Here is a 12,429-nt window from a genome sequence, read left to right as displayed (position 1 = left end):
GCGTAGTACCGAGCCGGTCAGCGCACCCCGGTGTCGGTGCGGGCGAGTTTCGCCGTCAGCGGGGTCTCGGGGAACGAGCGCAGACTGCGCTTGAGCTCGGCGAAACCCCGCCACCTCGCGAGCGTTTCCACCGCGTCCCACAGGCGCAGCGCCTCGTCGCCGGTCGGGACGGAGTCGATGACCGGTCCGAACAGCGCCGGACCGTCCGGGGGCGCGAAGGACAGGATCGGGGTGCCGACCCCGCCGCCGCAGCGGTCCGTGGCCTCCCGGGTCTCGTCGCGCAGGTCCGCGTCGCGAGCCTCCTCGGTGGCGGCGTCGGCGAGGTCGGCGGGCAGACCGACCCGTTCGAGCGCCGGGCGCAGGTCACGCTGACGGGCCATCTCGTGCATCACCGCGTTGAAATCGTCGCCCTCCGGCGCCTCGGAGTTCCACACCAGCTCGCCCAGCGCGGTGTAGAGATCGCCGACGCACCCGGAACCGGCGGTCTCGCGGGCGGCGTGGACCACCCGCAACATCTCCAGCCCCCGCTGATGACTGTCGGGATACTCGGGAGCGGCCTTCTTGCGCTCCTCGTAGCTGGTCTCCTCGTTGAGGATCGCCAACGACAGGGGACGCCAGCGCACCTCGAGCGGGCGCTGCCTCGACGCCTCGATCACCCAGCGGGAGGTGACCCAGCAGAACGGGCATACCGGGTCGAAGAAGAATTCGAGATCCGTACTCATGCTCTTCGAGTACCCGCTCACCGACCGGCCGCACACGTCCCCGGGTGCGCCGCGCGTGGCCGGACAGTTCGAGGCACTTCCGCAGCCTCGAAGCGGTGGCCGTCAACGCACTCGTGGTCGTGGATCCGCTTCGCGCTCACCAGTTCTCCAACGAGGCCCTGAAGACGGTTTCCAAGCCCATCGCGTCGACGGGTCGCGGCGAGATGGTCAGCAGCCGCTGCTGCTTGAGTGCGCCCTCCACCAGCTCCGGGATGTCCGACTCGGTGAATCCGACGGCGCCGATGCCGTTGGGAACGTCGATGTCGCGCATCAGTCTCGTCAGCACAGCGGGCAGTTGGCGGGCGGGTTCGTCGGTCTTCGGCGCCGTCGGATCGAGCAGCTCGGCGGCCTTCAGGTGCCGCCGCGGATCGGCGGGGAAGGTGTGCTCGAACGCGGCCGGTGCCGTCAGCGACACCGACTCGCCGTGCGGCACCAGCGCCTCGTCCTGCGGGTAGTTGTGGGGCCGGTACTCCCGCACCCGACCGGCGATCGGATAAGCGCAGGCGTGCGGGATGTGCACTCCCGCGTTGCCGAAGCCCATGCCGGCGAACGTCGCGGCCAGCATCATGTCGGTGCGCGCCTCGAGGTCACCACCGTTGAGCACGGCCCTGCGGAACGACCGGGAGATCAACTCGAGTGCGTGCTCGGCCCACGCGTCCGAGATCGGGTTCGAGCCGCAGTAGGCGACCCGGGTCTCGGGCCGGTGCCGCGCGAAGGAGTGATACGGCTTGGCCGTGTAGGACTCCAGCGCGTGGCAGAGCACGTCCATCCCGCTGGCCGCGGTGACCTCGGGCGGCATCGGCAGCGTCAGCAGCGGGTCGATGACGGCCATGGTCGGCCGCAGCCGCGGGTGGCTGATACCGGACTTCACCCGGTGCGCCAGCAGGTCCATGATGCACACCGGAGTCGTCTCCGCGCCGGTACCCGCCGTGGTGGGGACCGCGATCAGGGGTTTGAGCGGCCCGTCCGGCGCCCTGCCCTTCCCGATCGGTGCGTTGACGTAGTCGTAGAGCTCCGCCGGGTACGTGGTCATCAGGTTGACGGCCTTGGCGGTGTCGATGGACGATCCGCCGCCCACCCCGACGAAACCGTCCCAGGTGGACCGCCGCGCGAACTCGACGGCGGCGGTGACGCTCTCGTCGGTCGGCTCGACGTGCACCTGATCGTAGATCTCCACCTCGAGACCACCGTTCTCGGCCGCTTCGGCCACCCGCTGCGGTACTCCGCTGGCCGCGATCTCCGGATCGGTGACGATCAGTACCCGCCCGGCGCCCTGTTGCGCCAGGTCGAACCCGATCTCGTCGGCGGCACCGGTGCCGAACTTCAGCGGCGTGGCGCCCCAGGTGAACACCGTCTCGTGCTGGTACTCGGTCATCCGCTGCGAACCTTCCTCGAACCGCTCGGGAGCAGGGGGCTCGGGCGTGAACGGCAGCTTGGCCGCCTGCCCGGGATCGTGCCCGAAAATCACTTCGGCACCGGTGCGCTCGGATGCCGCGCAGCGACATCGTGCGCGCCTTCTCGCGCCGCATCGGCCGGGAACGGGCAACAGCCTGATACGCGTCGGACCACATGTCAAAGACCGCCGGGCCGGGACACCGCCGCACTCACCCGCCGGAACCGTCGGAGCGGTACCGCATCAGGTCCAACGCGAACTCGACGTAGCACTCGGCGATCCGCTCGGGGGAGAGCGGCCCGTCGAGACGGAACCACTGCGGTAGCGCCGTGCACATCGTCACGACCGCCCTGGAGGCCTCGTGCGGACTGCTGTTGTGGAAAAGTCCCTGCTCGACGGCGGCTTCCACCTCCTCGTCGACCATGCACTGCTGCGCGTTGCGCATGGCCGCGATCGAGACCCGGTTGTCCGCTTCGAGGCTGCGCATCTCGCTCGCCCCGACGAAACCGAGTTCGTGGCGGTGGGTGTGGAACAGTGCCAGGCACTCGACGAGCAGCGCGAAGCGTTCCACCGGACCACTCCCCTGCGCACGGGCTTCCCGGGAGCGCAGCAGCAGCTCGTTCATGGTGAGTTCGAGGACGGTGCGGAGCATGTCCTGCTTGCTGACGTAGTGGTGGTAGAGACCGGATACCGACAACCCGCTGCGACGAGCGATGTCGCGGACCGAAGTCCCGTGGTAGCCGGCGCGGAGGAACTCGGCCAGGGCCGCCGCCAGGACGGGGGAGAACTCCAGCGGAGGGTAGTGCCTCCAGTTCCGCTCCGGAGCGGTTCGCTCGCCGCGGTGCTTGCGGCGCGGACCGCGAGCGGAGGAGGCCTCCGGCGGACTTTCCGCCTCCGGGGGCAGGGCCAGGATCTGCTGCGGGGTCGTTTCCAGCGCCTCGGCGATCCGTCCCAGCCGTCCCACGCTGAGCCGGGTCCTGCCGTTCTCGACCTGGCTCAGCGTCGCCGGACTCACCCCCACCGCCGTGGCGAGTCGCCGCAGCGACGAGCCGTGCGACAACCGCGCTCGGCGCACCTGCGTGCCGCTGATCCGCTCCGCCCGCTCCGAGTTCGTCGAGTTCGCTCTCACGCCGCTCCTCCACCTGGACCAATGGATTTTCTGTTCGTCACAGCTAAACACATCCGTTCGGCGATCTCGTGATTCGGTTCGTTCAGCGCCCTGTGCTGTATTGACAGTGAAAACACATTATCCGCACCATGAGAATTGAATCACAGCACGGGCGATCGATCGATCGGTCCCAGGTGACTAGGAGATCCGATGACGGATACGCAACCGACTCCTCCGATGCGCGAAGTACTCGGTACCGACGCCCCGACGAACTGGGGCAAGTGGGGACCCGACGACGAGCTGGGATGTCTGAACTACCTGGACGACGCGGAAGTGCTTCGCGGCGTCCGGCACATCCGCACCGGCGAGACGTTCACCCTGCAGACGCAGATGGGGCACCCGAAGGGCGATCCGGTCTTTCCGGGGCGCAAGAGCATCGAGCGGGAGAACATCCTCGACGAGGGGTCCTGGGCCCCGGACGCCGACGGGACGGCGCCGGACTTTCCCGGTGGCCTGCACTACGCCGACGACGTCGCCAGGATCTTCCTGCAGGGCTCCACGCAGTACGACGCGCTCGGGCACGTCTGGTACGACGACAGGATCTGGAACGGCTACGACGCCGAGACGACCGTCGGCGGCCTGGACAAGGCTTCCGTGCTGCCCATCGCGGAGAAGGGCGTGGCCGGTCGCGGCGTCCTCATCGACATGGCCCGTCATCGCGGCAAGGAGCACCTGGCCAAGGGGGAGACCTTCGACCATCGTGATCTCCAGGAAGCCGCCCGCGCCCAGGGCGTGACGATCGAGAAGCACGACATCCTGCTGATCCGGACCGGTTTCGTCCCCTACTGGTACACCACGACCGAGGAGGAGTTCTACGCGGACTTCTGCGAACCCGGCCTGACCCACTCCCGGGAACTCGTCGAGTGGTTCCAGCACGCGGAGATCCCGAATCTGGTCACCGACACCATCGCCAACGAGGTGACCAAGGATCCCGAGTCCGGCGCGATGCTGCCGCTGCACTGCGCGCTGATGCGCAACCTCGGCCTGGTGCTGACCGAGGTGTGCTGGCTGGACGACCTCGCCGCGGCCTGCGCGGCCGACGGGCGGTGGAGCTTCCTGTACACGGCGGCACCGCTGAAGGTGGTCGAAGGAACCGGCGCACCGGTCAACCCCGTCGTGATCCGGTAGGAGGAGACATGGGTGTTCCCGAAACCCGGCCCTGGCTCGACCGCTACGAGACGGGCCAACCCGCCGATCTCGACGTCGAGCGCTCGACGATGACCGACCTGTGGCACGACTCGGTCCGGCGTGCGCCCGACCGGGACGCGATCCGCTACTTCGACGCCGCGATCACCGTGTCCGAACTGGACGACATGGCCGACGCTCTCGCCGTCGCCCTCGGCGAACGCGGCGTGTCCCGGGGCGGCAGGGTCGCCGTGTACCTGCAGAACGTCCCGCAGTTCGTGATCACCCTGCTGGCGGTGTGGAAGCTCGGGGCGGTGGCGGTGTCCGTCAACCCGATGAACAAGCACCGCGAACTGTTCACGCTGCTCACCGACTCCGGCGCGACGACGCTCGTCTGCCTCGAAGGACTGTACGACACGGCGCGTGACGTCGTGGGCGAGACCGAGGTCCGGCTGGTGATCACCACGTCGGAGCTGGAGTACCAAACTCGCGACGACCCCCGGGCGTTCGGCGAGGCGCGCCGGGGGACTCCCGAGGGTGCCGAGGACATGAGCGAACTGATCGAGCACGGTCGCGGACGCGCGCCGCGGCCGGTGGACGTCGACCCCGACGACGTGGCGATCCTGACCTACACCTCGGGAACCACGGGTCCTCCCAAGGGAGCGATGAACACCCACCGCAACGTCGCCTTCAACGCCCACACCTACCAGCGGTGGTGCCACGTCGGCGAAGACGACGTCGTGCTCGGTGTGGCGCCCCTGTTCCACATCACCGGACTGATCGGGCACATCGCGGTCGCCCTGCTCAACCCCTGTCCGCTGGTGCTGACGCATCGCTTCGACACCGGCGTGGTCGCCGAGGCCGTCGCCGAGCACCGGGCGAGTTTCACCATCGGTTCGATCACCGTGTTCATCGCGCTGATGAACTCCTCCGAGGTGCGTTCCGAGCAGATGTCCACGTTGACCAGGATCTACTCCGGCGGCGCTCCCATCCCTCCCTCCACCGTGCAGCGGTTCCGGGAGCGCTTCGGACACTACGTCCACAACTTCTACGGGCTGACCGAGACGAACTCCCCCGCGCTCGGTGTGCCGTTCGGTTCCCACGCTCCGGTAGACCCGCGCTCCGGGGCGCTGTCCGTCGGTGTTCCGATCTACAACACGATCGCGCGCATCGTCGACGACGAGGGTGCCGAGCTCCCCGTCGGCGAGGTCGGCGAGATCGTCACCTCCGGTCCCCAGGTCGTTCCGGGCTACTGGGGCAACCCGGAGGAGACCGCCCGGGCCATGCCGCGCGGACGCCTGCACACCGGCGACGTCGGATACATGGACGACGACGGGTGGTTCTACCTGGTAGATCGCAAGAAGGACCAGATCAACGCCAGCGGCTACAAGGTGTGGCCCCGGGAGGTCGAGGACGTGCTCTACGAGCACCCGGCCGTGCGCGAGGCAGCCGTGGTCGGTGCGGTCGATCCCTACCGGGGCGAGACGGTCCGGGCCTTCGTCAGTTTGCGGGACGACCACCACGCCGACCAGGCCGAGCTCATCGAGTTCTGCGAGCAGCGCATGGCGGCTTACAAGTATCCCCGGGAGGTCCTCGTCCTCGACGAGCTGCCCAAGACGATGACCGGCAAGATCCTGCGCCGCGAACTGCGTTCCCACCAATCCGGGGAGCGCGAACGGCTCGATCGCGCGTAGTACCGAAATCCCGTCGCGGGTCGGGGCCGGACTTCGCGCCGAACGCCCCGACCCGCCGCGCGGAGGGGAGACCCCATCCCTTCCGGGCCGAGTTCCTCCGACTCGCTCGGGAACCGCGAGAGCGGATCCCGAGCAACCGATTCACCGCAAGGAGTCGTCCGTGAATCGGGGACGCAGCGGGTCCAGGTTGCGTTCTCTCGCGCACCCCACCCACACACCGGCTCCGTACGCCAGATCATCGAGTACGCGCAGGGCGAGCCAACCGGGAGTCCTGCCCCTCGATTCGGCGAAGCAGGGAAGCAGCGCGGCCAGCACCACGATGCGCGCTCTGACGCCGAACAACGCGGCGGCGAGCGCGAGCGGCCACCAGGTGCGCCGAACGGCCTCGGCGAGAATCCTTCCGGCCCCCAGATGCCCCCACCCGGCCAGCCGCAACGCCTCCGCGGTGGGGATCCCCCGACCACGAAGTTTGCGGGGGAACAGCGCGGCTGTCACCACCGCTGTCGCCAGGGAGGCCGCGGGACGCCCCGAAAACAGCAACCCCCACGAGATCGCGCTCCAACGCGACACTTTCGCGCAGCTGAGCAGTCCGGGATGCCGCGTGGACAGTGGTGCCGCGGAAGTACCGTAGTCGAATCGCTGCCGCATCCACGGCAGCAGGCCCGTGCGCGAGGCGTGCCGCACGACCGACTCCGGTTGGTACCGCACGACGTGTCCCCTCTCGATCATCCGCCACACGAGGTCCACGTCCTCGCCGAAGCGCAGCCGCTCGTCGAAACCACCCAGCTCGGCGAGAACGCTCCGGCGCACGACGAGCGCGGCACTGGGCACGTAACTCACCCGGCTCATCGGGCGCACGAGCGCGGGCCGGTCGCCGAGGTCCAAGCTGGATCGGTCCTCCTCGTAGCGCGCGACGGACGCATCGCCCGGACCGCTGAGAATTCGCGGTGCGACGGCCGCCACCTTCGGATCGGCGAACAGCGGAAGCACCGCGTCCAGCCATCCCGTCCCGGGTACGGCATCGGAATCGACGAAGGCGACCAGCTCGGTTCGCGCGAGTCGCCACCCTGCGTTGCGAGCCGCCGCGGGACCCAGCGGATTCTCGTCGCGCAGCACGGCTTCGGGGAGCGGTTCGGCGGAGCCGTCGTCGATGACGAGCCGCTCGGCGAGCTCACCGGTAGCGGCCAGCAGGCGACGCACTCCCGCCGGGTCATCCTTCACGGGAGACACGAGAGTGGCGTCAGCGGGACCGAATCGTCCCCCCGGTGGTTCGGGGTGAACCAGGCCGGCCTCGAGCAACCGCCGGGCCAGCTGCCGCTCCCGCGCGTTCCCACCGACCGGCTCGCCACCGACCCAACGATCGAAAAGCCGCGCACTCCACGTTCCGAACCGGAGGAGCCGCAGCGGTGAACCACCTATCAGCACCCTGCCGTGCACGAATCGACGCACCGAGTCGTCCGGTCTCAGGAGCGTCCCCTCCGGCAACGACTCGTCGGACTCCTCGTGAGCACTCATGCGGTGAACCCCCCATCGGCGTGGACGACGGTGCCCGTGACCGCGGAAGCTTCCGGCGAGCACAGGAAGCACACCGCCGCGGCCACCTCGTCGGGGTCGAGCAGACGTTCGCTGAGCTGGTGCTGAGCGAACTCCTCGACATCGGACAGTCCGTAGAGGCCTGCCGTCGCATCGAGCATGTCGGTCCGCGTGGAACCCGGTGAGACCGCCGTCGCGCAGACACCCGTACCACGCAGATCGGTCGCGAGGCCGCGCACCAGCCCCACAACGGCGTGCTTGGCCGCGTTGTAGGAACTCAGTCGCCACAGACCGCGGTGCGCCGCCGCCGAGGCAAGGGCCACGAAGCGGCCGCTGCGCGGCTGCGGTCGCCGGAGCAGGGCCGGAATCGCGGTACGCGCCAGATTGGCGACTCCGGAGACACCGGTCGAGAACAACACGTCCCACTCGGACTCGTCGGCCTCCCAGAACGGTTTTCCACCCGCCATCAACGCGGCGGCCCCGACGGCCGCGTCGAGTCCGCCGAAGCGCTCCTCGGTCCAGGACACCGCCTCGCGCAGCGCCTCGGGGTCCTGCACGTCCACGACGGCCTCGACCACCTTCCCCGGGTACTCCCGCGCGAGTTCGGCGAGCTGGTCCTCGGTCGCCAGCGGGTAGTCGACACGCGGGTCGTCGGCGCACCGGTCGACGGCCACCACGCGCCAGCCGGTTCCGGCCAGCCGCCGGACCACCGCCGCACCGATACCGCGCGCGGCACCGGTGACCATGGCCACCCTCGGTTCAGTCATCGAGCTCCTCCTCACGCGACAGCACTCGTGGAGCCACGGGTCGTGGTGGCCCGAGCTCGTGCTGACTCGTACCGCGTGCTCACCATCATCGACAGGTCACGAGTTCGTTCCTCGGGAAGCGCTTCGCAGGAACCCGTCCTCGACCTGCCATTCCGCCACCGCCGTGGCGAGCTGCTCGACCATGCGCGCCAGTGCGCCCGCCCCCTCCGCGGCGGAGCTCCCCACCGGGTCACCGAGAACTCCGTTCGAGCTCACCCCGACCACCCCCTTCGCGGTGAGCTCGGGCATCAACTCTCGAAGCGGCTCGGTCCGGCCCTCACGAGCGTGCTCCACGCGGACCGAATCGCGACGCAGAGCGCACATCAACGACGTCTCTGTGCGACCGGCGTGCGCATCACCACCGCTGACACCGCACTGCCACCACGCCACGTCCCGCCCCTCCCGGCGAAGCCCCGATACGGCCGCCTCGACACTCGCGTGGTTACCCCCGTGGCCGTTGACGACGACGAGCTTGTGCGCCCATCGGCTCATCGATCGCCCGAGTTCCACCAGCAGCAACGTCAAAGCGCGGTGCCCTATGGAGACGGTTCCGGGAAAGCCCTCGTGCTCCCCGCTGGCGGCGTACGGCTGGGCCGGGGCGAGGAGCGCGTCGATCTCGCCCGACAGCCTCGAAACAGCCCGCTCGGCCACCTCCCCCGCGATCACCGAGTCGGTGTCCAGGGGAAGGTGCGGTCCGTGCTGTTCACACGCGCCGAGAGGAAGCAGGACCGTGGGGCGCCGGTCGACGAGATCGCTCCAGGACCGCTCCGCCAACAAGCTCATCACTCGCTCCCCCGGGGAATGCGTACGACGACGTCCGCTCGGCGCCGGGGCCGGGGCCGGGGCCGGGGCCGGGCGCCTTTCGGGAGCACCTCAGCCGGCCCCGACGGTTTCCACTCCCCCGAACCCGCTCTCGAAGTCGGGCGGAACGACCACATCGGAACGGTCGAGCTCGTGCACCGAGGACTTGCCCAGGCCCATCAACGCCGAGTCGGCGCCGCCGCGGAGGATGTCGAGGACGTTCTCCACACCTGCCTGCCCGTTGGCCGCCAGCCCCCACAGGTAGGCCCGGCCGATCATGACGGCCTTGGCGCCCAGCGCGAGCGCCTTGACCACGTCGCTACCGCGGCGGACGCCGCCGTCGAGCACCACCTCCACCTGGTCGCCGACCGCGTCGGCGATGCGCGGCAGGGTGCGGATGGGCGCGGGTGTGCTGTCGAGGTTGTTGCCCCCGTGGTTGGACACGGAGATCGCGGTGACTCCGGCGTCGACGGCGCGTTTGGCGTCGTCGACGCGTCCGACGCCCTTGAGCATGAACGGCCCGTCCCACTGCTCGGCCATCCAGCGGATGTCGTCCCAACTCGGCGGGGGCGTGAACATCCACTTGCCGTAGGCGCCGAAGAACGTCGGTGCCTCGGCCCCCTCCTGCTCCCGCATGTTCGGCACCTTCAGATCCGGAATCCGGCGCCTTTTGGCGAACTCGGCGAACCAGCGCGGATGCGTCAGCGCCTGCGGTACGTGCTTGAGCATCGTGCGCAGGTCCATCCGCTCCGGAATGGGGGGGCTTCCCCAGTCGCGCCCGTGCGAGAACGACCAGTCGGTCGTGGCGATCAAACCGACCGCGCCCGCCTCCCGGGCGCGCCGCATCCGCCGTTCGATGTCGTCGCGACTGCCGACCCAGTAGGTCTGGAAGAAGGTCTGCGGGTTCGCCGGCACGACCTCTTCGACGGGTTTGCTCGCGAATCCGCTCAGACCCATGACGGTGCCGCGGTTCGCGGCCGCGCGGGCCACGGCCACTTCCCCGTCGGGGTGCACCGCCTGCACCCCGGTCGGGGAGATGAACGCCGGGAACGAGAGCGGCTGGCCCATCACCGTGGTGCTCAGCTCCCGCTCGTAGTGCAGTCCCGCGACATGCGGGGCGAAGCCCAGTTGAGCGAAGGCCGCCTGGTTGTCCTCCAGTGTCACCCCCTTCTCCGAACCGGCGACGAGCGCTCCGTACACCGACCACGGCAGCCGTTTGCGCGCTCTGCGCTGTGCCTCGGCCACGGTTTCGAACCAGCCGCTACCCATGGGAAGCCTTCCTTTCCTGACTAGTCGGAGTAGCGCGGGCGGGCGGCCCGGCTTCAGGTCATGCCCGCCAGCGGGCTCTCGTCGCAGGCGCGGTCCGGCCGGCGCAGCGCGGGCAGCCCCAGCAGCACCTGCTGCTGCTTCGCGCTGGGCTTGGAGTGGTCCTGCGCGGGGCGCGGTGTCCGCTCCGCGTCGACCTCGGCCAGCGCCGCCTCGCCGTGCCCCTTGACGCACTCGGGGTCCGGCCCGTCCAGCGGAAGTCCGGTGAAGAACTTCGCGGCCATGCAACCACCCTGGCAAGCGTCGTAGGCCGAGCACGAGAGGCACGCCCCACCCGTTTGGGGCTGGCGCAGCTCGTTGAACAGCTCGGAATCCCACCACACGGCTCCGAATCCCGCCTCGCGGACATTGCCCCCGTGGAACGCGTCGTGAATGGCGAACGGGCAGGCGTAGACGTCGCCGACCGGGTCGATCAGGCACACCACGCGCCCGGCGCCGCACAGATTCAGCCCCGGCAGCGGTTCCGATCCCAGCGCGTTGAGGTGGAAGAACGAGTCACCGGTGAGCACCTCGTCACCGTGGTCCAGCAACCACCGGTAGATCGTCCACTGCTGCTCCGCACTCGGGTGCAGCTCGTCCCACACGTCCGCGCCGCGGCCCGAGGGGCGCAGCCGGGTGATGCGCAGCTGCGCTTCGAACCCGTCGGCGATGCGTTTGAACTCGTCGAGCTGGTCGATGTTCTGGCTGGTCATCACCACCGAGATCTTGAAACCGCGCATCCCGGCCGCGTACAGGTTGGCCATCGCGGCCATCGCCGTGTCGTACGAACCGGGCCCGCGCACCGCGTCGTTGACCTCCGGCGTGGCGCCGTCCAGCGAGATCTGCACGTCCACGTAGTCGGTCGCGGCCAGCCACCGGGCGTGTTCCTCGTCGATCCGGTAGCCGTTGGTGGAGAACTTGATGCCCACGTTGTGCTCGACGGCGTAGGCGACCAGCTCCCAGAAGTCCGGGCGCACGGTCGGCTCTCCACCACCGACGTTGACGTAGAAGACCTGCATCCGCTCCAGCTCGTCGATCACCGCTTTGATCTCGTCGGTGCTCAACTCGTCCGGATCGCGCCGCCCGGACGCCGACAGGCAGTGCGCGCAGGACAGATTGCAGGCGTACGTCCACTCCCAGGTCAAACAGATCGGCGAGTCCAGTCCGTACTTGAACTGCTCGACCAGGGGCAGAACTTCCGAGGTGTTGGCGGTGCTGGTCTTCAAGGGCGCGTTCATGCATCGACCTTTCGCGGCTGCTGCGAGGGGAACGGCGTTCACGCGGGCACGATCATGCCCGCGTGCGCCAGCGAGGCCAGGGCCTTGAGGTAGCTCGTCTGCTCGGCCCCGGACAGGTGGCTCACGGCCGACCGGGCCGAGGGGTGCCGGGTCAGTTCCCGCACGATCTCGACCAGTTGCGGCGTTTTCATGAACGAGAGTTTGCGGGTGCCGAAGTGGTAGGCCAGCGCCCCGAAGCGTTCGGGGCGCAATGACACGTTCGGGCTCAGCCGGTAGGGACCGTCCGGGTCGAACACCGGGGCGGGCTCCTCCGGGGCCGCCGCGACCCCGGAGGAGCGGGCCTCAGTAGACACCGCACATCCCGTCGATCGAGACCTCCTCGACGAGGAGGTCCTCAGCGGCGACGTCCTCGGGCGCCGGCTGCTCGGAATCGTTCTGCTCACTCATCGCACGTCCTCCTGATCCATCGAGCGGTGTGACGTGGTTCGCACCGACGCCACCGAAGCTAGCCCGGGACACGGTGGCCGGTCGCCGTGCCAACGGTCGTCACCTCCCCGTCCGTTCAGTCAGGTAGGGCACTGTCCCGTTCGTCCGAGAAGCAGCCG

12 protein-coding genes are annotated in these 12,429 nt (G+C 69.2%); 2 read left to right on the top strand and 10 right to left on the bottom strand.

The features are described 5' to 3' along the window. Window positions 1–17: 17 nt before the first annotated feature. The 3 genes from FHX42_RS18165 to FHX42_RS27475 all read right to left on the bottom strand — a co-directional run bounded on the left by FHX42_RS18165 (window position 18) and on the right by FHX42_RS27475 (window position 3,283). The gene (locus FHX42_RS18165; protein WP_182545601.1) at window positions 18–722 is read right to left on the bottom strand and encodes a mycothiol-dependent nitroreductase Rv2466c family protein; all 705 of its coding nucleotides are present in this window, start codon (window positions 720–722) and stop codon (window positions 18–20) included. Between the two features lie 136 nt (window positions 723–858). Further along, window positions 859–2,136, bottom strand: a complete 1,278-nt coding sequence (locus FHX42_RS18160; protein ID WP_182545754.1) for a hydroxyacid-oxoacid transhydrogenase — start codon at window positions 2,134–2,136, stop codon at window positions 859–861. 229 nt (window positions 2,137–2,365) lie between these two features. After that, window positions 2,366–3,283, bottom strand: coding sequence for a TetR family transcriptional regulator (locus FHX42_RS27475; protein WP_328796379.1), 918 nt, complete (start codon window positions 3,281–3,283; stop codon window positions 2,366–2,368). 189 nt (window positions 3,284–3,472) lie between these two features. Here FHX42_RS27475 and FHX42_RS18150 point away from each other — a divergent pair, with 189 nt between their 5' ends. Next, a complete protein-coding gene (locus tag FHX42_RS18150; RefSeq protein WP_182545600.1) occupies window positions 3,473–4,450 on the top strand; it encodes a cyclase family protein in 978 nt (325 codons plus the stop codon). Between the two features lie 8 nt (window positions 4,451–4,458). Next, entirely contained in the window at window positions 4,459–6,141 is a 1,683-nt protein-coding gene (locus FHX42_RS18145) for a class I adenylate-forming enzyme family protein (RefSeq protein WP_182545599.1), read from the top strand. 141 nt (window positions 6,142–6,282) lie between these two features. Here FHX42_RS18145 and mftF read toward each other — a convergent pair whose 3' ends face one another. The 7 genes from mftF to mftA form a co-directional block, all read right to left on the bottom strand. Next, window positions 6,283–7,656 (bottom strand): mycofactocin biosynthesis glycosyltransferase MftF, encoded by a 1,374-nt coding sequence (gene mftF, locus FHX42_RS18140; protein WP_182545598.1) that lies wholly within the window; start codon window positions 7,654–7,656, stop codon window positions 6,283–6,285. Continuing rightward, window positions 7,653–8,441, bottom strand: a complete 789-nt coding sequence (locus tag FHX42_RS18135; RefSeq protein WP_182545597.1) for a mycofactocin-coupled SDR family oxidoreductase — start codon at window positions 8,439–8,441, stop codon at window positions 7,653–7,655. The genes mftF and FHX42_RS18135 overlap by 4 nt, the downstream gene beginning before the upstream one ends. Before the next feature lie 96 nt (window positions 8,442–8,537). Continuing rightward, entirely contained in the window at window positions 8,538–9,263 is a 726-nt protein-coding gene (mftE, locus tag FHX42_RS18130) for a mycofactocin biosynthesis peptidyl-dipeptidase MftE (protein WP_182545596.1), read from the bottom strand. Between the two features lie 90 nt (window positions 9,264–9,353). Then, complete coding sequence (gene mftD, locus FHX42_RS18125; protein WP_182545595.1) at window positions 9,354–10,550, bottom strand: pre-mycofactocin synthase MftD; 1,197 nt, start codon at window positions 10,548–10,550, stop codon at window positions 9,354–9,356. 53 nt (window positions 10,551–10,603) lie between these two features. Continuing rightward, complete coding sequence (mftC, locus tag FHX42_RS18120; RefSeq protein ID WP_220480565.1) at window positions 10,604–11,779, bottom strand: mycofactocin radical SAM maturase; 1,176 nt, start codon at window positions 11,777–11,779, stop codon at window positions 10,604–10,606. 83 nt (window positions 11,780–11,862) lie between these two features. Then, window positions 11,863–12,177, bottom strand: a complete 315-nt coding sequence (mftB, locus tag FHX42_RS18115; protein WP_220480583.1) for a mycofactocin biosynthesis chaperone MftB — start codon at window positions 12,175–12,177, stop codon at window positions 11,863–11,865. Next, window positions 12,167–12,271, bottom strand: coding sequence for a mycofactocin precursor MftA (gene mftA, locus FHX42_RS18110; RefSeq protein WP_182545593.1), 105 nt, complete (start codon window positions 12,269–12,271; stop codon window positions 12,167–12,169). Before mftA ends, mftB begins: the two co-directional genes overlap by 11 nt. Window positions 12,272–12,429 lie beyond the last annotated feature (158 nt).

The organism is Halosaccharopolyspora lacisalsi (assembly GCF_014137975.1).
Taxonomy (GTDB): Bacteria; Actinomycetota; Actinomycetes; order Mycobacteriales; family Pseudonocardiaceae; genus Halosaccharopolyspora; species Halosaccharopolyspora lacisalsi.
The sequence above is the reverse complement of the archived record's forward strand: the minus strand, read 5'-3'. Positions and strand labels throughout refer to the sequence as shown.